Origin of the sequence: Pedobacter rhizosphaerae (assembly GCF_900111155.1) — a bacterium.
GTDB lineage: Bacteria > Bacteroidota > Bacteroidia > Sphingobacteriales > Sphingobacteriaceae > Pedobacter > Pedobacter rhizosphaerae.
Genome location: NZ_FOGG01000003.1, coordinates 228090 through 254008, shown reverse-complemented (window position 1 = coordinate 254008; position 25919 = coordinate 228090). Strand labels below are relative to the sequence as shown.

Annotated in this window: 5 protein-coding genes; all 5 read left to right on the top strand. The window is 41.2% G+C overall.

Annotated elements, in window-relative coordinates:
• Positions 1-603: 603 nt before the first annotated feature.
• A complete protein-coding gene (locus BMX11_RS03725) occupies positions 604-17850 on the top strand; it encodes a DUF7507 domain-containing protein (RefSeq protein WP_139180122.1) in 17247 nt (5748 codons plus the stop codon).
• 56 nt (positions 17851-17906) lie between these two features.
• Complete coding sequence (locus BMX11_RS03720) at positions 17907-18878, top strand: PorP/SprF family type IX secretion system membrane protein (RefSeq protein ID WP_090881563.1); 972 nt, start codon at positions 17907-17909, stop codon at positions 18876-18878.
• 30 nt (positions 18879-18908) lie between these two features.
• Entirely contained in the window at positions 18909-20864 is a 1956-nt protein-coding gene (locus tag BMX11_RS03715) for an OmpA family protein (protein ID WP_090881561.1), read from the top strand.
• A 426-nt stretch (positions 20865-21290) separates the two neighbouring features.
• Positions 21291-22613 (top strand): DNA polymerase IV, encoded by a 1323-nt coding sequence (gene dinB, locus BMX11_RS03710; RefSeq protein ID WP_090881560.1) that lies wholly within the window; start codon positions 21291-21293, stop codon positions 22611-22613.
• 50 nt (positions 22614-22663) lie between these two features.
• Positions 22664-25675 (top strand): DNA polymerase III subunit alpha, encoded by a 3012-nt coding sequence (gene dnaE, locus BMX11_RS03705; RefSeq protein WP_090881558.1) that lies wholly within the window; start codon positions 22664-22666, stop codon positions 25673-25675.
• Positions 25676-25919 lie beyond the last annotated feature (244 nt).

Genomic DNA, 25919 nt, shown 5'->3' with positions numbered 1-25919 from the left:
ACTAATAACAGCTATTAAACGATACGATTTTGTCTGTCAATCTTTAAAGAAATCAATATTCAGTTACCATAGTAAGGAATTCGAAATTTAAAACCTGATTTTTGATTCCCAAAACCTGGATAACTTCAGCCATGAGCTGTCATAAATATTTCACCCATAAAAAATATTTTTACTTCTGAAAATGCTTTTACAGCAGTTTTTCTGTGCTGGTCAAAAGAATTGTTCGTTTATAGTCAGTTGGTCAGCTTATTATCATTTTTTGAGCAGCTGTGCAGAACATCTACAACTGAAGGTTGTGTGTGGGTTTGATTAATGTCAACAGATTTGGGAACTCGCATGCACCAATCGTCATCCCTGTGTAATCAGCAATAATTACTTAATGATAATTGTCAAAAAAAAATCTAATTGTATTATTAAAACTACAAATTTGAAACGTTATTGATTAAAAATACATCTTTGAATATTATCTTTGAGCCATAATATTTGTCTTCTCTTCTGCGCTCTTGAACCTAGTTTTTAATACAGCGTGAAAAAGCAGGCAATTACAAAAAATTGTTGTCTGCATCATCCCTATGCTGCGTGATCTTCATTAACATCCCGTGTATGAATAAAATTTTACTTTATTCGTGTGGCCTCACACGATCATTTTTGAGCAACCCAACAAATACGAGCTCAACTAAGTTTAGCTTTAAGTTAGTTTTTCGTGTGCTATCAGTTTTACTTTTTTTGATTGTATCGAACTTAGCACCAGTATCTGCTCAATTTACCATCGTTGAGAATTTTAAAGGCAGTAATGCCAATGGCATTGTTTTAGGGGGAGGAGGTGGTTCTCAGGGAACAGCTTACCTTACTTCCGGACGGGATGATCCGAATGGGAACGGTTGGCTGAGGCTAACTAAGGGATTGGGAGATCAAAAAGGGTATGCATATGTCAATAAATCTTTTCCAACTACACTTGGTGTATTAGTCGATTTTGAATATAAGACATGGCGTACCAATAGTGATAGCTATAATGGTGCTGATGGTATTGGTATTTTCCTATTCGATGCTAATTCTACCTTTTCTTTAGGGGGATTAGGCGGATCATTGGGCTATGCACCAAATACAGGTGGTTCATCGCCAGTAAGTACTGGTTTAGCAGGTGGATATGTAGGGATAGGATTAGATGAGTACGGGAACTTTTCAAATGCTACTGAAGGTAGAAATGGTGGTTCAGGCTTGTTGCCAAACTCTGTAGTGATGAGAGGACCAACTACCTCTAATCCGGGTCCATTAACGGTTAATGGAATAGAACCAACCAATAAATATTTGACTGGGATACAGTTAAATACAAATTCTACTGCGGATGAATTGGATTATAATACACTAACCGGTACCAGGCCAACTGATGCTGTTTTTTACAGACGTGTTCAGGTCGAAATTACACCTGTAAATGGTTTATATGAAATTATTGTTAGATGGACTAAGACTCCAAATGGGCAATTCCAGGAATTGTTAAGATATACGACTACGACAGCTCCGCCGCAGTACTTAAAACTGGGTTTTGCCGCATCTACTGGTGGTGGAATCAACTTTCATGAGATCAGGAACTTGCTGGTAACTACACCAGGGAATATTCGAGCGGTAAAAACAACTACTCAGAACTCACTAACCTTAGGTACAAATCAAAATTATAATTATAAAATTGATGTAGTGAACGATACTCAGGCAGATTTGTTCAATATCAATTTAACAGATACCCTTAAGAATGCTGACGGAGCAGTTTATCCTGTATCAGATTATTCGATAAACAGCATTAGTTATTCGGGCTTTAGCGGAGGAACTTTAATGCCTTCTTCCTCTGCTGCAAACAACTTTGCTGCCACATTAAACCTGGCCAAGAATTCTACGGGTACAATTACCGTGAACGGTACTTTCAAGGCAGGAGCAACCATGCCTGTTGGGAATAAAATTCTGAATAAGGTGGTGGTGATGCCGACTGATATTACTGATCAGGACTTAGATAATAATACCTCTATTGTTGAAACTCCGATTTATTCATCAGGTGTAGATTTAACGCTCAATTCTACTATTAACAATCCTTGTTTGGATTTAACTAATGGAAATACCTACACCTACACGGTTACTAATTTGTCGGCTTCAACAGCAACCACTACCACAAACCGGAGATACAGTGTAAATGTTAGTGTTCCTGCCAACTATACGGTAGTAAGTGAAAGCCACGCTGGCTGGACCGGCCCTGTTATTACGGGAACGGCACCTAACGCCAGAACTTACACCTTTTATAAGTCGAACGTGGCTTTAGGGGCGGGTATTACCGATGCGAATCCCATTACAATGACTTTGAAAGCTCCTTCTGGAACTACATCGTATACAAATACCGCAGCTGTTTCTTATACTGATGACACAGCTACGCCTGTTAATGTGGAAGGAAATACAACTAATAATAGTTCTTCAAATACAGCTGTAGTGGCACCATCTGTTGCTCCAAATGTATCACCGGCGGTATATAATTATTGTCAACACCCTACACAATCTGCAACAGCGATAACTGCTACAACAACAGACCCGGCTTACTCGCTTCTTTATTATACGAATTCGGGTGGAGTAGGAAGTGCGAATGCACCGGTACCTAGCAGAACACAGGGTGGAACATTTTTATATTATGTAAGTCAGACTAATGGCAGTTGTGAGGGACCCCGTGCTACGGTTACCGTTAATGTAATTGCTAACAGTGCAAATGCAGGAGTAGATAAAATCAATTGTAATAGCGGTACATTCACCATGACTGCGAACGCTACAGCCACGAATACCGGAAGCTGGAGCATTGTTGGGGCGGCAAATGGAGCTGTGATCACAACTCCTTCGAGTAATACCACTACTGTTACCGGGCTTAATGCAGGTTCAAGCGTTACCTTGAGATGGACTATATCTGGAGGTAGTTGCGGAACTTTTACTGATGATGTAGTTTTAACCAATTCTAATACTGTACCGACTAGTCCATCGTCTATCACCGGGCAAACCGTTTGTTCTGGAAGTACCGCAACGTTGACGAGTAATTTGATACAGGGTTATAATGCTAACAACACTTACCACGTATATTCTGATCCAACCAACGGAAATTATCTGGGAACCTTACCTTTTACTACTCCCGCATTAACCACTACTACTAGCTATTATATTCAGACGGTAAGTGCAGGAGGATGTATATCTGCAGAAAGAAGACAATGGACGGTGACTGTTAATGGAACAGCACCTGCAAAAAGAACCATTTCTCCGAGTACACCTTCGGCAGTTTGTGCCGGATCTGTAGTTACTTTAACCTCATCCAGTACCGGAGGGGTAACTGTTTATCAATGGTATAGAAATGGTGTGTTAATTTCTGGTGCTACGGCAGAAACCTATAGTGCAACCAGTTCAGGTAGTTATAGTGTTGTAGGTGGAAATAGTACCTGTTCAAGCCCAATGTCTGATGCTGTTAATGTTACAGTTAATCCATTACCTACAGTATTCAATATAACTGCTTCGGGTTCTTTATGTAGTACCGGAACCAGTACTGTTATTGGACTAGATGGAAGCCAAAGTGGTGTTAATTATCAGCTAAAAAGAGATAATACCAATGTAGGTTCTGTTGTTGCAGGTACCGGCAATATAATTACTTTTCCTGCTACTACAACAGCAGGCGATTATACGGTTGTTGCGACAAATGCTTCTACGAGTTGTACTGTCTCAATGAACGGTAGTAAAGTAATTACGACTACACCTGTAATTACCAGCACTACGCCAACCAACCCGACTACCTGCTTAGGTACAAACGGAAAGATTGTGTTAGGCGGATTAACGAATGGTGTAAGTTATACCATTAATTACAGCAAAGGAGGTGTTGCCCAAACGGCTATTGTTCAAGTCGCTGCTTTCAATGCGGTAACCATTAACAACCTGTCAGCAGGATCTTATACCAATATTACGGTAACGAATACCGGTTGTGCTTCTGCAGCTACTTCGGCTACTTTGGTTGGTCCTGCACCAGCTGCGCCAGGAGCAATAAGCGGAAATGCGGCAATTTGTGCCCCTGCTTCAAATCAAAATTATTCGATCACTACCGTTGCTGATGCTACCGGTTATACCTGGAGCTACAGTGGCACGGGAGTGACTATCAATAGCAGTAACAATACGGCATCTTTAACTTTTGCTGCAAACGCAAGCGGCGGTACACTCTCGGTTATTGCAACCAATAGTTGTGGTAACAGCACTGCTTCTACATTAGTTATTGGTGTTACCAGAACACCAATAATTAGCAGTACCACACCAACTAACCCGACTACTTGTTTGGGTACTAACGGAAAGATTGTATTTGGTGGTTTAACCAATGGTGTGAGTTATACCATTAACTATAATAAAGGAGGGGTAGCCCAAACGGCTATTGTTCAAGTTGCGTCTTCCAATTCGGTGAGCATGAATAATCTATCGGCTGGATCTTACACCAACATTACGGTAACGAATACGGGTTGTCCATCGGCGGCTACTTCGGCTACATTGGTTGGTCCTGCACCAGCTACACCAGGAACGATAGCAGGAAATACTGCAATTTGTGCACCTGCTTCAAGTCAAAATTATTCGATTACCGCTGTTACTGATGCTACTGGTTATATCTGGAGCTACAGTGGTACAGGTGTAACGATCAGCAGCACTAACAATACCGCATCTTTAACTTTTGCTTCAAATGCAACTGGCGGTACCCTTTCGGTAATCGCAACCAACGGTTGTGGAAATAGCCCGGCCAGTACACTGGCAATTGGCGTAAGTCCAATAGCTGATGCAAATATTGCAGGTTCAACAACAGTTAATATTGGTGCTTCAAATCCAAATATTACCTTCAATATAACCAGTGGCACAGCTCCTTTTACATTGAGTTATAACGTTAATGGTGGTGCTAACCAGGTAATTAATACCAGTTTATCTTCGGTAACGGTAAGTCAATCTACCGCCGCAGCTGGTGTTTTTACTTATAATTTAATTAGCATTAATGATAATAAAGGATGCATTAAAACCATATCTAATCAAAGTGCTACCATTACTGTTAAGCCTACAGGCCAGAACGATAATATTAGTACTTCAATCAATACCCCGAAGAATTATGATGTAAGAATAAACGATGCAGTTACAAATGGAACAGTAACCATTTTGGCCACTGGATCACATGGCACTGCAGTTGTTCAAAGCGATGGTACGGTGACTTATACCCCTGTTAACGGTTATATCGGAACCGATACTTATCAATATACCTTAACATCGGGTGGGGTAGTTTCTAACCCGATTACAGTGACCGTAACCATAGCTAATGGTGCCATTGCTGCAATTGCAGATGCAGGCACTTCGAATGCAACTTCGGGCGGTCAGGCAATTGCTTCTGTATTGAGCAACGATACATATAACGGTGTGGCGAATTCGGCTAGCTCTTCTAACGTAACGATTACCCAAAACAGTAATAACAGTTTAGGAAAAGTAACTTTAAACACCACAACAGGAGAAGTTACTGTAGCTGCCGGAACACCAGTAGGCATTTATACCATTAATTATACGATTACCGATAAGTTAGATGGAACTAAAACCTCATCAGCCGATGCTAAAGTGACGGTAACCAATGGTGCCATCACCGCTGTTGCAGATGCCGGTTCTGCAAACGCCACTTCAGGTGGGCAGGCAATTGCTTCAGTATTGAACAACGATACCTATAACGGTGTGGCGAATTCGGCTACGTCTTCTAATGTAACGATTACCCAAAACAGTAATAACAGTTTAGGGAAAGTAACTTTAAACACTACTACAGGAGAAGTTACTGTAGCTGCTGGAACACCAGTAGGTATTTATACCATTAATTATACGATTACCGATAAGTTGGAGATGACTAAAAGCTCATCGGCCGATGCTACGGTTACAGTAACGAACGGTGCCATTACCGCTGTTGCAGATGCCGGTTCTGCAAACGCCACTTCAGGTGGGCAGGCAATTGCTTCAGTATTGAACAACGATACATATAACGGTGTGGCGAATTCGGCTACGTCTTCTAACGTAACGATTACCCAAAACAGTAATAACAGTTTAGGGAAAGTAACTTTAAACACTACAACAGGAGAAGTTACTGTAGCTGCCGGAACACCAGTAGGCACTTATACCATTAATTATACGATTACCGATAAGTTGGATGGAACTAAAACCTCATCAGCAGATGCTAAAGTGACGGTAACCAATGGTGCCATTACCGCTGTTGCAGATGCCGGTTCTGCAAACGCCACTTCAGGTGGGCAGGCAATTGCTTCAGTATTGAACAACGATACATATAACGGTGTGGCGAATTCGGCTACGTCTTCTAACGTAACGATTACCCAAAACAGTAATAACAGCTCAGGAAAAGTAACTTTAAACACTACAACAGGAGAAGTTACTGTAGCTACCGGAACACCTGCAGGCAGTTATACCATTAATTATACGATTACCGATAAGTTAGATGGAACTAAAACCTCATCAGCCGATGCTGTAATAACAGTAAGCAATGGTGCCATTGTCGCTAAAAACGATTCGGGCTCGACTAACACCTCAGGTGGAGAAGCTGTTGTTAATATATTAAGCAATGATACATACAATGGAATAGCTAATAGCGCAACTTTAGCTGATGTGACTTTTTCGGAAGTGGCCAATGATAGCAATGGTAAAATCACGATTGATCTTTCAAAAGGCGCTGTTAATGTAGCTGCAAATACACCCGCAAAAGTTTACACCATTGATTATAAAATTGTAGATAAGCTGGATGTTACACAATCATCGAATGGTAGAATTACAGTAACGGTAAGTGGTGGCGCAATCCTGGCCAAAAATGATTCAGGCTCAATTGGCGGGTTAAACGGAGGTACAGCAATAAACAATGTACTCATCAATGATGAAGTTAATAATGGACAACAAGCTACTTTAACCAATGTTAAGCTTGTCCAGGTTTCTTCTGAGCATGCCAAGGTTAACCTGGATATTACAACAGGTAAAGTAAATGTGGCAGCTAATACGCCTGCAGGTACCTATAAAGTAGTTTATACCATCACTGATTTACTAGATGCATCGAAGGTTTCGCAGGCAGAAGCAACGGTTACGGTAACTGCACCAGTTATGGCTGCCAATGCAGATAACGGAGCCATTAATGGCTTTGAGGGTGGAACAGCTGTAACCAATGTTTTATCTAACGATACTTATGATGGTGCAGCAGCTACATTAAGTAATGTAAACTTAACATTTGTTTCCGCTTCAGATGCAAATGTAACCCTTGATTTAAATACGGGAGATGTGAAGGTAGCTGCAAACACACCAGCGGGCAACTATACTTTAACTTATCAGATTGCAGATAAATTAAATCCACTTTTAACCAAAACAGCCACAGTAACCGTAACTGTTAATTTACCGGGTATGATAGCCTCTAATGATGCAGGTTCTGTTAATGGATTAACAGGTGGAGAGGCAGTATCTAATGTATTATGGAATGATACGTACAATGGTACTGCGGCTACGTTATCAGAGGTAAGTCTGGCCCAATTGTCTACTTCAAATCCGAAGGTAAGCCTGGATGTAAATACAGGTAAAGTGAATGTTGCGGCCAATACTCAGGCAGGAAGTTACATTTTAAATTATCAGATTACGGATAGATTAAATCCAACAGATAAGAAAACAGCTAGCGTTACGGTAACTGTTGATGCACCTGAAATGATCGCCAATGCTGATAATGGGTCGGCTAATGGCTTTACGGGAGGCACAGCGGTGATAAATGTACTGACTAACGATAAATATAATGGTAATCCTGCTACTTTATCTGATGTAAGCTTGTCGCAGGTTTCTACATCAGACAGCAGAGTAACCTTAGATCCTGCTACAGGTAAAGTGAATGTAGCGGTGGGCACGCCTTCGGCTAACTATACGCTTATTTATAAAATTACGGATCAATTAAATCCAACGCTAAGCACGCAGGCAACGGTTACCGTTTGGGTTGATGCTGCCCCGCTAATTGCCAATGACGATAACGAAAGCATTAATGGCTTAACTGGTGGCACCGCCATAGCAAACGTTTTAGCTAACGATAAGTATAACGGAAATACTGCAACGCTTGCCGAGGTTAACCTTACGTTCGTTTCAGCTTCCGATGCAAAAATAACACTTGATGTTACTACGGGTAAGGTGAATATTGCTGCCAATACTCCGGCAGGAAGCTACAATGTAGTTTACAGAATTGAGGATAAAGTTAATCCCGGGGTAGTTAAAACGGCAACCGCTACGGTTATTGTTAATGCAGCACCTATGGTTGCCACTGCGGATAATGGCACTGCGAACGGTTTTACCGGTGGCGTAGCTGTTCCCAATGTATTAACCAATGATACTTACAATGGAAATCCGGCTACTTTATCAAATATTACTTTAACTCAGGTTTCTACTACACAGCCAAAAGTAACCCTTGATCCAAGCAATGGAAGTGTAAATGTAGCCGCAGGAACACCAGCCGGAACTTATACAGTTGTGTACCAGATTGAGGATAAATTAAACCCGGGACAAACGAAACAAGCCAGCATTACAGTTACGGTAACCGCTCCATCTATTGCAGCCAGCGATGATAATGGAACTATAAATGGTTTTACTGGTGGCACTGCCGTAACTAATGTATTGGGGAACGATAGTTATAATGGTAACACAGCCTTGTTGACGCAAGTAAACTTAACACAGCTATCTGCTTCAAGTACAAAAGTAACTTTAGATGTAACTTCCGGAAAGGTAAATGTTGCTGCAGGAACACCTGCAGGAGATTATACCTTAGTTTATCAAATTGAAGATAAAGTAAACCCAATTGCCTCGCAAACCAAAACAGCTACCGTAACCGTAACCGTAGCAGCCCCTGTAATGACAGCCGATGCTGATGCAGGTAGTATTAATGGTTATGATGGCGGAACGGCTGTTGCAAATGTTTTAAGTAATGATACTTACAATGGCATGATGGCAACCTTAAGTACGGTTACTTTAACTCAGCTATCGACTACAAATCCTAAAGTGGTATTAGATCCTGTTTCAGGTAAAGTAAACGTTGCTCCTGGAACACCAGCGGGAACTTATACTGTGGTTTATCAAATTGCAGATCAGTTAAATCCTACGCAGGTTAAAACGGCAAGCGTAACGGTTAATGTAGCTGCTCCGGCCATGGATGCCAATAATGATACCGGTTCAGTAAATGGCGTAACGGGTGGTTCACTATTAAATAACGTACTGGTTAACGATACTTATAATGGTTTGCAAGCTAGCTTAACTACGGTTACTTTAACGCAGGTTTCTACCTCTGATCCGAAAGTAACTTTGGATCCTTCAACAGGAAAAGTAAACGTAGCAGCTGGAACTCAAGGTGGATCATATACACTTACTTATCAGATTGCTGATCAATTAAACCCTACACTAACACAAACAGCAGTGGTAACGGTAACGGTAACTACACCAGTAATGGCTGCAAATGACGATACTGGTAATGCAAATGGTTATTCGGGAGGTGAAGCAGTAGCTAATGTATTAAATAATGATACTTACAATGGAAACCCGGCTTCGTTAGCAGCAGTTAACTTAAGTCAGTTATCTACATCAAATACCAAAGTAACTTTAGATCCAGCTACGGGCAAAGTAAACGTTGCTCCTGGGACACCAGCAGGAATATATACTGTAGTTTATCAAATAGAAGATAAATTAAATCCGGGTCAAGTTAAAACGGCTCGTGTAGAAGTTACGGTAACCGCACCTGCAATGATTGCTACCTCGGATTTGGGTACTGCAAATGGCTTTGAGGGCGGCGTGGCGGTACCAAATGTTTTGGTAAACGATACTTACAATGGTAATCCAGCTACAACGGCTCAGGTTTCCTTAGCTCAGGTTTCTTCTACCCATAGTAATGTAAGTCTTGATCCAACTAGCGGAGCTATAAATGTAGCGCCAAATACTCCGGCAGGAACCTATACTTTGGTTTACCAAATAGAAGATAAGTTAAACCCAGGACAGAAAACCACAGCAACGGTAACCATTACGGTAACTGCGCCGGCAATTGTTGCTACTGCAGACAACGGAACTGTAAATGGATTTGAGGGTGGCGTGGCCGTATCCAATGTATTAAACAATGATACTTATAACGGAGTAGCGGCAAGCTTGTCAACGGTGAATTTAACTCAGGTTTCAACAAGCAATCCGAAGGTAACCTTAGATGTAACTTCCGGAAAAGTAAACGTTGCCGCTGGAACAGCCGCAGGTACTTATGAAGTGGTTTATCAAATTGAGGATAAATTAAATACCGGACAAGTTAAACAGGCAACGGTAAGTGTAACCGTAACTGAACCAGGTATATTAGCAACTAACGATGCCGGTTCAGTTAATGGCTTTGCAGGAGGAACAGTTCTTGCGAATGTATTAGTTAACGATGTTTATAATAATGCTACTGCAACATTAGCGGAGGTAAACTTATCATTGGTTTCTTCTTCTGATCCTAAAGTAACTTTGGATGTAACCACAGGAAAGGTAAATGTTGCAGCCAACACCGCTGCAGGAAGCTATACATTGGTTTATCAGATTCAGGATAAAATTAACCCAGCGCAAACGTCTAATGCTACAGTTACCGTAAATGTTACTGCACCAGCTATAGTAGCAAATACCGATAACGGTTCTGCCAATGGTTTTGCGGGTGGGATAGCCGTAACTAATGTTTTAACAAACGATACATACAATGGGGTAGCTGCAACTTTAAGTCGGGTAACTTTATCTCAGGTATCGACTACTCATAATGGTGTCTCTATAGATCCTACAACGGGAGCGGTTAATGTTGCTCCAAATACACCAGCAGGCATTTACACCTTAGTTTACCAGATTGAAGACAAATTAAACCCTGGACAGAAAACTACAGCGAGTGTAAATGTCACTGTAAATGCACCTTTGATGGATGCCAATGCAGACAATGGTACTGCAAATGGTTTTATTGGCGGTGTAGCGATTTCGGATGTATTATCAAATGATACATACAATGGATCAACAGCTACTTTAAGTACTGTAACTTTAACTCAAGTTTCAACTACCCATAATGGTGTAACGCTAAACGTGACTACTGGTGCAATAAATGTTGCTCCAAATACACCAGCAGGAAATTATACGGTAGTTTATCAAATTGAAGATAAATTAAACCCCGGTCAAACCAAGCAAGCAACCGTAACCGTAAGCGTAGCCGCTCCGGTAATGAACGCTGCTGATGACTCGGGGTCAGCAAACGGACTAGTAGGTGGAACCGCAGTAGCGGATGCTTTAGCTAACGACAGCTATAATGGAGCACAAGCTTCTTTAGCAACTGTTGTGTTAAGCCAAATTTCAACTACCAGTCCAAAAGTGAGCCTTGATGTAGCTACCGGAAAAGTAAATGTGGCTCCAAATACACCAGCAGGAACATATACTGTAGTTTATCAGATCGAGGATAAATTAAACCCGGGCCAAACTAAAACAGCTGAAGTTGTGGTTAGTGTATCGGCTCCGGCATTATTAGCTACTTTAGATAATGGTTCTGCTAATGGCTTTGCCGGCGGAACAGCGGTTATTAATGTTTTAGCGAACGACCTTTACAATGGCGTACAGGCGACTTTGACTAATGTTAATTTAACTCAAATCTCTAGTACCCATCCAAATGTAACTTTAGATATTACCAATGGAAAAGTAAGCGTTGTAGCAAATACACCGGCTGGAACTTATACGCTTGTATATCAGATTGAAGATAAATTGAATCCGGGCCAAACCAAACAGGCCAGCGTTACAGTAAATGTTTTGGCACCTGTTATGGCAGCCAATGGCGACACCGGAACCGCTAATGGCTTTAGCGGAGGGATTGCCGTTGCAAATGTATTAACCAATGATACATACAATGGTTCAAGTCCTGCTACCCTTAACCAGGTTACTTTAACATTGATTTCATCGACACATGCTGGTTTAAACCTTGATGTAAGTACTGGTGCAATTCATGTAGCGCCAAATACACCGGCTGGAACCTATACTTTAGTTTATCAAATAGAAGATAAATTAAATCCGGGTCAAATTAAAACTGCTAGTGTTACCATAACGGTTACAGCACCAGCTTTAGTTGCAATTGATGATGCTGCAGCAATCAATGGAATTTCGGGAGGAGTAGCCATTAGCAATGTATTGTGGAATGATACCTATAATGGAGTAGCTGCTACTTTAAGTAATGTTTCATTAACGCAGATCTCTACCAGCAATCCAAATGTTACTTTAGATGTAACTACTGGAAAAGTAAATGTGGCTGCGGGTACACCAGAAAATACCTACACGCTGGTTTACCAAATGGAGGATAAACTAAATCCTGGACAAACCAAGCAGGCTACAGTTACCATTACCGTAACTGCTGCACCAATGGTAGCCGTAAACGACAATGGAACAGTAAATGGTTTCGTTGGGGGGACTGCGGTTGCCAATGTATTAACGAATGATTTGTTTAACAATAGTCCGGCAACATTAGCAGGCGTATTTTTAAAACAAATCTCAACGGATAATCCTAAAGTTAAGTTAGACGAATCTACAGGTGTAGTTAGCGTAGAAGCTAATACTCCTGCAGGAACCTATACTTTGGTATACACGATGACAGATAGAGTAAATACTACTGAAGTTAAACAAGCCAGTGTAATCGTTACGGTAACCGCACCAGCAATGGCCGCAAATGCCGATAATGGAACAATGAATGGTGTTACTGGAGGAACAGCCATCAGCAATGTTTTAGTTAATGATACTTATAATGGGGCAACCGCAACTTTAAGTACCGTTACTTTAAAACAGGTTTCTACAACCAATACCAACATAACATTAGATGTAACTACAGGAAAAGTAAATGTATTGCCGAATACGAAGGCTGGAACTTATGTAGTTAAATACGAAATCATTGATCAATTAAATCCGGGATTAACCAAACAGGCTGATGCAACAGTAACGGTAGATGCGCCAGTGATGACTGCAAATGCAGATAATGGTGCTGCAAATGGCTTTGATGGTGGCATTGCCGTACCAAATGTATTGGCAAATGATACTTATAATGGTGTTAGTCCGGCATTATTGGTAAATGTCATTTTAAGTCAGGTTTCAACTGACCATCCAAATGTTTCCTTAAATACCACAACAGGAGCAATCGTTGTGGCACCCAATACACCAGCTGGTACCTATACCTTGGTTTATCAAATTGAAGATCAGCTAAATCCTGGTCAAACCAAAACTGCGAGTGTAACCGTTGTGGTAGCTGCGCCATTATTGGTAGCTGCAAACGATACTGGCTTAGCCAACGGCTATACTGGTGGAACGGCTGTGAATAATGTATTGGCAAACGATTCTTACAATGGCGTACAGGCTACATTAAGTCAGGTTAAGTTAACCCAGGTATCAACTGATGAACCAAAGGTTACTTTAGAAACAACAACAGGAAAAGTTAATGTTGCTCCGAATACACCAGCCGGAACTTATCAATTAGTTTATCAAATTGAGGATATTTTAAATCCTGGATCGACTAAAACAGCTTCGGTAACCGTAACGGTTTCTGCGCCACAATTAGTAGCAAACACAGATAACGGTTCAGTAAATGGATTATTAGGCGGAACAGCCGTACCAAATGTATTGGCAAATGATACCTATAACGGCGTGAGTCCTGCGCTATTAACGAACGTTAATTTATCTCAGGTTTCTACCGATAATCCAAATGTAACCTTGGATGTGACCTCAGGGAAGATAAATGTTGCGCCAAACACGCCTGCAGGAACCTATACAGTCGTTTATCAAATAGAGGATAAATTAAATCCTGGTCAAACCAAAACGGCAAGTGTTGAAGTTACGGTAGCTGCTCCGGCGATGGTTGCCAATGCAGATCACGGAACCGTTAATGGGGTAAATGGTGGAACAGCTGTAGCTAATGTCTTAGCGAACGATACTTACAACGGCTCAAGCCCGGCCTCTCTTAATAACGTTAATTTAAGTTTGGTTTCTACAACGAATCCGGGTTTATCACTTGATGTAAGTACTGGTGCCATAAATGTGGCTCCAAATACACCTGCAGGAACTTATACTTTAGTTTACCAAATTGAAGATAAACTTAACCCTGGTCAAACCACAACAGCTACTGTTACCATTACAGTTGAGGCACCTGTACTGGCAGCTAACGGTGATTCGGGTATTACGAACGCGCATACCGGTGGTACTGCAATTGCCAACGTATTAGTTAACGATACTTACAATGGTAATCCGGCTACATTGAGCAATGTGAACTTAACTCAGGTTTCTACTACTCATCCAAATGTTACTTTAGAGCTAAGCACAGGAAAAGTAATTGTAGCACCAAGCACACCTGTTGGAACATATACAGTAGTTTACCAGATAGAGGATAAGTTAAATCCGGGGCAAACCAAAACTGCCAATGCAACTGTAACCGTAACTTCGGGCGCAATTGTGGCCAATGATGACAACGGGACAGTCAATGGTTTTGCAGGTGGTGTAGCAGTAGCCAATGTATTATTGAACGATACGTACAATGGTTCGTCTACTGCCACTGTAGCTGCGGTTAACATCACGCAAATTTCTACTACCCATGCAGGTGTAAGCATTAATCCTGCCACCGGATCAGTAAACGTTGCCGCTGGAACCATTCCGGGAACTTATACGCTTCAATATAAAATTACAGATAAGTTAGACGCTGCAAAATCAGAAACAGCGAGTGTAACGGTAGTTGTACCTGATTGGATTACTGATTTGTCAGTAACTAAAATTGCCAATAAAGTAGGGGTAGAGAACAATGAAAGCATCAGTTACACCATTACCATTAAAAACAACGGACCTGCCACCATTTTAGCAGGTAAGGTAATCGGACTAACGGAAAACTTGCCGGCAGGTTTAGAAAATGTAACCTATCAGGCAGCCGGCGGTATTTATGACGCAAGCGCAAAAACTTATACCATAGCCACTAATCTAATCGCAGGTCAATCGGTTACCTTAATCGTTAATGCGAAAGTAAATGCAAACTTTACAGGATTGTTAACCAACCGGGTTTCTATTACGCCTGCATCAGGAACAACAGATCCCGATTTGGCAGATAATACAACAAGTGTAAATACACCTGTGCTTAAAGGTGGTATGGCTTTGGTAAAAACCGGTGTATTAAGCGCAGATGGCAATACGATTAACTATACCTTCACCATTACCAATACAGGAAATACCGATTTAACTGATGTAGTGGTGATCGATAGCAAGCTGGGGCTAAACAAAACTATCGGCGGTACGTTAGCTATCGGTCAGAGTGTATCTACAACTGCTGCATACACATTATCGCAGGCAGATAAAGATGCAGGTGTATTTAGCAACTCCGCATCGGCAACTGCTAAAACACCAACAGGAAATGCAATTAAAGATGTTTCAGGAACCGATAAAACAAATGATGTTCCAACAGTAACCACTTTAGTTTCATCGCCAGCATTCACTTTTGAGAAAGTAACGAATGGTACTGTACCAACAGTTGCAGGAGGGGTATTAAATTACAACCTAAAAGTAACCAATACTGGTAATGTGACTTTACGCAATATCGTGGTAACGGATGTAAATGCAACAGTAAGCGGGTCGCCAATTGCTACACTGGCTCCGGGTGCTTCAGTTACCCTTACGGCCAGTCATGTATTAACTCAGACAGATATCAATAGTGGAAAAGTAACGAATCAGGCCAATGCAATAGCTAAAGATCCTCAGGGAAGAGATATTGTTAAGGTATCCGATGATCCGTCTACACCAGCAGCAAACGATGCAACCGTTACGAATTTAACTACAACAGCATCATTTACGTTCGAAAAATCAATCAGCGGTACGGTACCTACAGTTGCCGGGGCAGTATTAAATTATAACCTGAAGGTAACCAACACGGGCAATGTAACCCTTAGTAATATTGTGGTAACAGACGTAAATGCTACCGTTTCCGGCTTACCAATTGCTACACTGGCTCCAGGGGCTTCGGTTACCCTTACTGCAAGCCATGTGTTAACGCAGGCAGATGTGAATGCCGGAAAAGTAACCAACCAGGCGAGTGCTGCGGCTAAAGATCCTCAGGGAAGAGATGTAGTTAAGGTATCAGATGATCCATCTACACCGGCAGCAAACGATGCAACGGTAACTTCATTAACTGCAAATCCATCAATGCGCCTAACCAAAGTGGCTACCAACACAGTGAGTAAAACTGGCGATGTAATCAATTACAACATTGTGGTAACCAATACGGGTAATGTTAGTTTAACCAACATTGCCGTTACCGATGCTGGTGCCGATGCAGGTTCTATTCTTCCGGCAAGTGTCGCTACTTTATTACCAGGAGCAAGCATAACGGTAACTGCTAAACATACGGTTACCTTGACAGAGGTAAACCAGGGTTCATTCAGCAATCAGGCAGCTGCAAGCGCGCAAACGCCTAATGGTGGCACCTTGACTAAACCCAAATCAGACGACCCTACAACGGCTGCGCCTGATGATGCAACAATAACACCAATTGTAACTGCATCAACCCTTACCCTGGTAAAAACAGGTACTTTAAGTGCAGATGGCAATAGCATTACCTACAGCTTCATTGTTAAAAATACAGGTAATGTTACTTTACACATCATTACTTTAACGGATCCTAAATTAGGTTTAGACAGGCTGATCCCAGGTACTTTGGCACCGGGCGCAAGTGTGACCGATAGCTATGTTTACACCATTACTCAGGCAGACAGAGATGCAGGGGCAGTGACCAACACAGCAACTATATCCGGCCAAACACCTGCTAACATCACCATTACTGATGTTTCGGGAACAGCTGAAAATAACAATACACCAACTGTTACGCTGGTGAATTCCAACTCATCAGTAGCCTTAGTTAAAACGGCTACCTTCAGTGGAAACCAGATTACTTATACCTTCAATATTAAAAATACGGGAAGCATCACTTTAAGTACAATAACCCTTACCGATGCGAAATTGGGCATTACCAATAAAGCAATTGCCGTAAATGGAGGGTTGGCACCGGGTGCTACAGTAAATCATGTAGAGGTTTACACTTTAACACAAGCCGATAAAGACCTGGGTACAACCAGCAATACGGCAACAGTTAACGCCAAAACAACTACTGGTGCCAATGTTAGTGATGTATCCGGAACAGCAGATAATAACAATACACCAACGGTAATTAGTTTCCCTAAATCGCCAAAGGCAGTAGATGATGTTGCAGGAACAGCTGCGAATGCACCAATTGTAATCAATGTATTATCAAACGATGATCCAGGAAACTCAACGCTAGATAAGTTAACGGTAGAAGTGGTTAAACAACCAGCACACGGTACAGTAAAAGTAAATGCCGATGGTACAATCACCTATATCCCTCAACCGGGTTATACCGGTGAGGATTCTTTCACCTATAAAGTAAAAGACGCTTACGGATATGAAACCAATGTGGCTTCAGTAACCTTAACGGCAAACTTTATCGGTATTACTGTGCCTAACTTATTTACGCCAAATGGCGATGGTATTAACGATGCATTTGAGATTTTGGGCTTGAACCAATATCAGGAAAATGAAATCCGAATCATCAACCGTTGGGGTAATGAGGTATTCCATGCTAAAGGATACCAGAACAACTGGACGGGTGAGGGATTGAACGAAGGGACTTATTACTATTTATTAAGAGTAAGAAGGGCTGGTAGTGCAGATTTCGACGTGTTAAAAGGATACATCACATTAATTAGAGCATTTAAAAACTAAATAAAGGGCTTGGGGAAGCCAATGTAAAAACTGGTTTCCCTTTTAGATATTGAAAGATGAAGAAAATATTAATGTTAACAATGGCTTTGTTCTCGTTTGCAGCTAATCGCTCGTTCGCGCAACAGGATGCTCAGTTTAGCCAGTACATGTTCAATGGCATTTACATTAATCCTGCCTATGCAGGTTATAAAGAAGTGCTCAATGTGCACGGTTTTTATCGTACCCAGTGGACAGGTGTTACCGGTGCGCCAAAAACAATGTCTTTAGCGGTTGATGCGATTGCAAATAATGGAAACGTAGGACTGGCTTTGCAGGTGGCCAGCGATAAACTGGGGGCACAAAACAATCAGAGCATTTATGGTAACTATGCCTATCGTATCCCTATGAATGACGATGGTACTTCCCGATTGGCGCTGGGCTTAGGTGTTGGTGTAGTTCAGCTGGGTGTTGATGGATCAATGTTAAATCCGAATAATCCTGAGCCTAATCAGCCAGTAGGTATGCAAAGCACTATTGTGCCAGATGCAAGGGCTGGAGTTTATTTTGCGAACGACCGTTTTTTTGCCGGGTTCTCTGCTGACAACCTGATTGCACAATATGTAGATATTGATCGTTATGCTTTCATCGCACAGCCTAAACCACATTACTATCTTACTGCCGGAGCACTTTTCCCTATCAATGAAGATTTTCAGGTTAAACCTTCTTTCCTGCTTAAAGATGATCGTGGTGGCCCAACCAGTTTAGATCTAAATGCGTTTTTAATGATTAGAGATGCGGTTTGGATTGGTGGCTCGTACCGTACAGGAGTTAAATTATATGATAAGAGCTATCTTCAAAAAGATTTAACCCCCAGAAATTCTGCCGTTGCTGCCATACAACTTTTCCCTTCCGAGAAAATCAGAATCGGTTATGCCTATGATTTCTCCGTTGGCCCGTTGCAAGGCTATAGTGGCGGTACACATGAGATTTCAATTGCCTATTCTTTCATTCCAATCAATGTAAGGTTGGCTACACCACGCGTATTTTAACAAGCTTTCATCCCATATCTAAATCATATTATGAAGAGATTTTTACTAGGCCTTTGTACTTTTTTCTTGCTCCATATCACTTTTCAGGGTCATGCGCAGTATGTATTGAAAGAAGCCGATAAACAATATGAACTTTACAATTACAGTAAAGCCATAGATTTGTATGAACAGGCTTATAAAAAAGAGAATACACTTCATGCTGCAGAACGTTTGGCCAATGCCTATAGCCTCATGAACAATTATGTACAGGCAGAAAGCTGGTATGCCATTGCATCCAAAATGCCAGGTAGCAAATCTGATAATATATTGGGCTATGCTAAGGCTTTGCAGAACAATTCTAAGTACAGCGAAGCCAAAGCACAATACCTGAATTATATCGATAAAAAGAAGGATGTTTCCGTACAACTTCAGGAGGCTTGGGTAGCTTCCTGCGATTCGGCATTGAAATGGATGAAATATCCTAAATCAGTTGAACTGATTAACCAGAAAGCTTTAAACAGTGCACAATCAGATTGGGGAGCTGTGAAGTTTAAGGAAGGCGTTGTATTCACCTCCGACCGTACCAACACGGGCCTTGAATCTAAAGAAACTAACCCTTTTCTAAAATTTGATGGCGCTAAAACCCCCAATAAGAAGATTTATGGCTGGACGGGCAATGGCTACCTTAAATTGTATTTAAAATCCAACGCAACAGCAGATATTCAGTTATTTCCTATCAAAACCGGAACCAGGTATCACGTTGGATCGGCAAGTTTTACCGCCGACTATAAAACGATGTATTTTACACTAACCCGTATTCCAGATGATTTGGAGAAGGTTAAAAACAAGCCCAGCACAGTAAATGTAGAAATTTATAGCAGTACGCAAGATGCGGATGGAAACTGGACTGAACCCGTAGCTTTTGCATATAACAATGTAAATGAATATTCCGTAGGTGATCCCTTTATTACAACTGATGGGGAAAGCCTGTATTTCGCCTCCAATATGCCTGGAGGAAAGGGAGGAACAGATATATATGTATGTGAGAAAACAGCTGCCGGCGATTGGGGAAAACCAATTAATTTAAAGGAAATTAACACTGAAGGAAACGATAGAAGCCCGGTTTTTGATGCTAAGAATAACTTTTATTTCTCTAGCGACGGTCGGGTAGGAATGGGAGGATTGGATGTTTTCAGAGCCTGGAGAGCAGGAAGCAGCATCGGTAAAATTGAGAATCTGGGCTATCCCTTCAACTCACCACAAGACGATTTCGGCTTTAGCCTGAATGATGCCGGAGGGATTGTTTATTTATCTTCCAACCGAAATAATGGATTGGGTAATGATGACATTTATACTATTCATCAAAAACAGATTCTGGCCTTCAATTTAACCGGTCGGGTATTTAATAAAAAAACAAATGAGCCCATTGCTGCGGCATTGGTTGCACTGGCCAAAGTTAATGGCTCAACAATGAAAACTGAAACAGATGATAACGGTGCATATCAGTTTAACCTGTCAAAAGAGTCAGAATATAATGTTTCAGCAGGTAAAACCGGCTATCGTTCGGATGTAGAAAACCTGGCAACCATTGGATTAACCAGTTCTGAAGTCTTGGTTCAGGATCTTTACCTGGATCAGATTGAAATCAATAAAGCCATCAGACTGGAAAATATCTATTATGATTTTGATCACTGGAATATCAGGCCAGATGCCGCCACAGAATTAGATAAGCTGGTGAAGATCATGAACGAAAATCCAACCATTTGGATTGAGTTGGGCTCACATACTGATAGTCGCGGTAAAGATGCTTATAACCTCAAACTTTCTCAGAAAAGGGCAGAATCGGCTGTGCAATACATCATCTCAAAAGGCATTGATAAAAATCGCATTACCGCTAAAGGCTATGGTGAAACTCAATTGTTAAACCGTTGTGCCAATGGTGTTGAATGTAATGATGCAGAACATCAGTTAAACAGAAGAACCGAATTCAAGATTGTTAAGCAATAGCGCTTTCAACACCTGATTATTTTTTTAGTTAAAGCCTGGACAATCGTTCAGGCTTTTTTTATTTATAGATTACTAATATTGTTAGTAATATGTGGATAAAAAAGAATCTCATTATGTATATAAAAACTAAATATATTAGTATTTTTGATGATAAGAATATGGCGGGATAACGATTTGGATTGCTTCAACTCGCACAACCCGGTTTCGCAATGACGGTTTTTTTCCATGCATTTTGTGCTTATGTGGCGCAAAAGAGCATAAGAGATGTTAACTATAAAGGTACAAAGTAGCCATTAGACTTAGATGCCTCAGGTGTCTTAGGTGGTTGAATTTGAATAACGTAAGCTGGCACGACGGTAGATGGTCACGCACTTAGCCTCTTTGTGTTCTTAGTGTGTTGGGGCTGATAGTTGAAATAGAAAAAAGATGGAAAAGGATAGGCAAATTATTCATATGGATCAGGATGCTTTTTTTGTTTCTGTAGAAACGAAGAAGAATCCGAGTTTACTTGGTAAACCTGTAATAATCGGTGGCGGTAGCGATAGGGGTGTAGTGGCATCCTGTAGTTATGAGGCCCGGAAATATGGCATTCATTCGGCTATGCCCGGAAGAACAGCTAAACTCCTCTGCCCGCAAGCTATTTTTCTCCGGGGAAATATGGAAGAATACTCCAAAGCTTCACATGAAATTACAGAGATTATAGCTGAAAATGTACCCCTTTTTGAAAAGGCCAGTATTGATGAGCATTATATTGATATGAGTGGGATGGATCGTTTTTTCGGCTGCATGACGTTTGCTACCGAGCTGCGGCAGAAAATCATGAAGGAGACCGGCCTTCCCATTTCTTTCGGACTATCAGTTAATAAAACGGTCGCCAAAATTGCCACCAATGAATCTAAACCCGACGGGCATAAGCATGTTCCTTTTCTCGAAGTGCAACCCTTTCTCAATCCTTTGCCCGTTCATAAAATCCCGGGTATTGGTCATGCAACCTATAAAAAACTGAGTGAAATGGGCGTTCGTTACATTGAAACGCTCACTCAAATTCCGCAACAGCTGATGTTTAAGATTTTGGGGCAACATGGCTTAAGTTTATGGCAAAAGGCCAATGGCATTGATCTGGCCCCGGTATTGCCTTACCGTGAACGTAAATCGATTGGTACCCAGGCTACTTTTGAAAGTGATACCATGGATATTGCCAAGCTGAAATCTATTATTACAGGTATGGTAACCGGACTTACCTTTCAATTGCGGAATCAAAAAAAGCTTACAGCCTGCATTACCGTAACGATAAGGTACACCGATTTTGAAACTGTTACCCAGCAGGAGCGAATTCCTTATACTTCCCTCGATTCTTTATTGATCCAAAAAGCACACAGCCTTTTCGATAAGGTATATAGCAAGCGAATGTTGCTCAGGCTCATTGGTGTAAAACTCTCACACCTGGTGAGTGGCTACGAGCAAATTGGTTTATATAATATAGCCGAAGAAGAATACAGCCTTTATCAGGCCATGGATAAGGTAAGAAATAACTTTGGCGATGAAGCGGTGGTAAAGGCTTGTATCGTTACACAACCCCCCAGAGATCAGAATAATAAAGTGATTAAGTATAACCCACGGAAGAAGAAAATAGCGCTTGATCAAGTGCCTGAACAAACGAATAAAGAAGAGACTGAAGAGCGAAAACGTTCAAAGATCAGAAGCTTTATGAGTGAAAAAGGAATAACGGGTTCCAAGTCATACGATTAATACCCCGTTTTAACCTTCAATAATATCGATAACCAGAAACTGAAATAGCCATGTTTCTTAATGTGCATTCTTCATATAGCCTGAAATACGGCACGCAAAGCATTGAGCAAATTATCGAAACTGCCAGGACTTTGGGGATCCATCAGTTGGTGTTAACGGATATCAATAACTCTACTGGTGCCGTAGAATTTGTGCGCGAATGCTACCGTCAGGGGATAGCCCGGGAAGCCGATGAAACCCATAAAGGCAATATTCCTTATCGCATAAAACCGGTAGTGGGGATAGAGTTCAGGTTTCAGCATCAGTTGCTTTATGTGGGCATCGCCAGAAATAAAGAGGGAATGCGTGAGCTGAATGAGTTTTTGAGTTACCATAACATTTATCATATTCCTTTCCCCGAATTTCCACCACACTTCGAAAATGCATACGTCGTTTATCCCTTTCAAAAGTTTTTTAGGCGGCAGTTACGGGAAAATGAATTTGTGGGCATCAGAAGTAAGCAATTGGGGATTTTATACAGTCATCCGCTTTTAGCACAAAAAGAAAAACTTTTGGTTTGGCATCCCGTTACCGTAAATAATAAACTGGGGTACCGCCTCCACGAATACCTGAGGGCTATTGATTTAAATACGCTTCTGAGTAAGGTTCCAGAAAATCAGAAGTGTGGAAAGGAAGAGTTTTTAATCACTGAAAATGAACTGACGAAGCAATTTGAACGCTATCCCTTTATTGTAGAAAACACACAGCGATTAATAGATACCTGTGATCTCAGTGTTTATTTTGAACGGGAGATCAAATCGAAAAATAAGATTCACTATACCAAATCAGGTATTGAAGGCGATAAGAAAATGCTGCGAAATCTCGCGTTTGTGGGATTGAAGTATCGGTATGGAGCCTATACCCAGGAGGTACTCAATCGCTTAGAAAAAGAACTCCGGATCATTGAGTTTAAAAATTACTGTGCTTATTTTTTAATCACCTTCGATATCATCCGTTATGCCATTAATAAGTGTGGTTTTTATCACGTAGGCAGAGGATCGGGGGCCAATAGTCTGGTGGCTTATTGTTTACGGATTACCGACGTAGACCCAATAGACCTCGATCTCTATTTTGAGCGTTTTTTACATGAAAAAAGAACCAGTCCACCCGATTTTGATATCGATTTTTCGTGGGATGAACGCGAAACTATTCAACAGTACATTTTTAAAAGATATCCCAAATGGCATGTGGCCTTTCTGGGTACCATGAGTACTTTTAAAAACCGGGCAATTATTCGGGAAATTGGAAAGGTTTTAGGTTTATCCAAGGGAGAAATTGATAGTTTCACTGATCCCCATAAAGAGTGTGAGAACCTTCAAAATGCTACTTTTAAAAAACTCTTAGCCGTATATCAGCATATGCAAAATATGCCTAACCAACGCTCAATACATGCGGGGGGCATTTTAATTTCAGAAGAACCAATTACTTACTACACGGCTTTGGATATGCCTCCCAAAGGGTTTGCTACCGTGCAGTGGGATATGTACGAGGCCGAACAGATTGGTTATGAAAAGTTTGATATTTTAAGCCAGCGTGGAATTGGACATATCCGGGAAGCGGTAGAACTAATTAAAAAAAATAGAAACCTGGAGATCGATATTCATGATTTTAAAACTTTTAAATCAGACACCAGGCTGAATGGAGTCTTAAAGGAAGGGCAACCCATCGGCTGTTTTTATATCGAATCTCCGGCCATGCGCCAATTGCTCAAAAAGCTTAAATGTGATAACTACTTAACGCTTGTGGCGGCGAGTTCAATCATCAGGCCAGGTGTGGCAAGTTCAGGAATGATGAAGGCTTATATCGAGCGCTATCACGCACCAGATAAAGTTCAATACCTTTGCGAGGTGATGAAGGAACAACTTCATGAAACCTATGGCGTAATGGTTTATCAGGAAGATGTAATCAAGGTATGTCACTATTTTGCGGGTTTGGATTTATCAGATGCCGATATTCTGCGAAAAGCGATGAGTGGAAAATATCGTTCAAAACTGGCCTTCGATGAGCTCGTGAATAAATTTTTCATTTCGGCCAGAAAACAGGGGCATGCAGAGGAATTGATCACAGAAGTATGGCGACAGATTTCTTCTTTTGCCGGATATAGCTTCTCTAAAGCACATTCTGCTTCTTTCGCTGTAGAAAGCTACCAAAGCCTTTACCTGAAAACCTATTTTCCGATGGAGTTTATGGTTGCCGTGCTCAATAACTATGGTGGATTTTATAGCAGATGGGTTTACGTGCACGAGCTTCAAAAAACAGGTGCCCGCGTACATCTGCCTTGCGTAAATCATAGTGACGAGGTAGTTAATATTCACGGCGAAGAGGCATGGTTAGGCTTTATAGGTGTGCAGGGGCTCGAAGAAAAAAACATCCGAATAATCCCACAGGAGCGCCATGCAAACGGCCTGTACCTCGACCTGGAAGATTTCGTTAAGCGTACCTGTATCTCTTTAGAACAGGTCATTATTCTCATTCGTTTGGGTGCCCTGAGGTTTACCGGAAAAGATAGAAAAACCCTTTTATGGGATGTGCACAATTACCTCGGTTTTAAGCAAAAGAAAGTGAATCATGCAGAGCTGTTTAAGCTAAGCTATAAAAATTACGAACTTCCTCCATTGGCCGATTCGGCTTTAGAAAATGCCTATACAGAGTTAGAACTTTTAGGCTACCCCTTAAACTATAAAATGTTCGATCTCCTTAAAACCAGCTATCGCGGGGAGGTGATGGCAGCAGATCTGCACCTGCATGTGGGTAAAACCGTTAGGATGCTGGGTAACTATGTTTGTGAGAAAACAGTGCACACCATTAAGAACACTAAAATGTGGTTTGGTACTTTTTTAGATGTCCATGGCGATTTTTTTGATACTACGCACTTCCCCAATACCACACCCATTTATCCCTTTAAAGGTAAAGGCTGTTACCTTATTTTAGGTAAGGTAGTAGAAGATTTTGGTTTTCCAAGTGTGGAAGTTCTAAAGTTTGCCAAGCTGGATGTGCAGTTAAGCCCTTTGGCCATTGATTAATCATTAGAAATAAAAGTATGGCCGTACTTAAAAACAAATTCTCGCTGGTTATCCAACCCGGTAAAAAGGTAATCATGCAAATAGATTACCTTCCCTTCAGCTATGACACCTTATTTCTTCGCAAATTTGATAAAAGTAAATGACAATATCATCCCCTGAAATGGGTTTTAATTAGGTTTTTTGGATAATTTCACTCAAAAACAAAAGGGATTATTCCATGATTACCAAAGTTTTGAGCCGCATT

Excerpts from the sequence above, each read along its gene's own strand:
- BMX11_RS03725 (WP_139180122.1), top strand. The coding sequence starts at position 604 with ATGAATAAAATTTTACTTTATTCGTGTGGCCTCACACGATCATTTTTG.
- BMX11_RS03720 (WP_090881563.1), top strand. The coding sequence starts at position 17,907 with ATGAAGAAAATATTAATGTTAACAATGGCTTTGTTCTCGTTTGCAGCT.
- BMX11_RS03715 (WP_090881561.1), top strand. The coding sequence starts at position 18,909 with ATGAAGAGATTTTTACTAGGCCTTTGTACTTTTTTCTTGCTCCATATC.
- dinB (WP_090881560.1), top strand. The coding sequence starts at position 21,291 with ATGGAAAAGGATAGGCAAATTATTCATATGGATCAGGATGCTTTTTTT.
- dnaE (WP_090881558.1), top strand. The coding sequence starts at position 22,664 with ATGTTTCTTAATGTGCATTCTTCATATAGCCTGAAATACGGCACGCAA.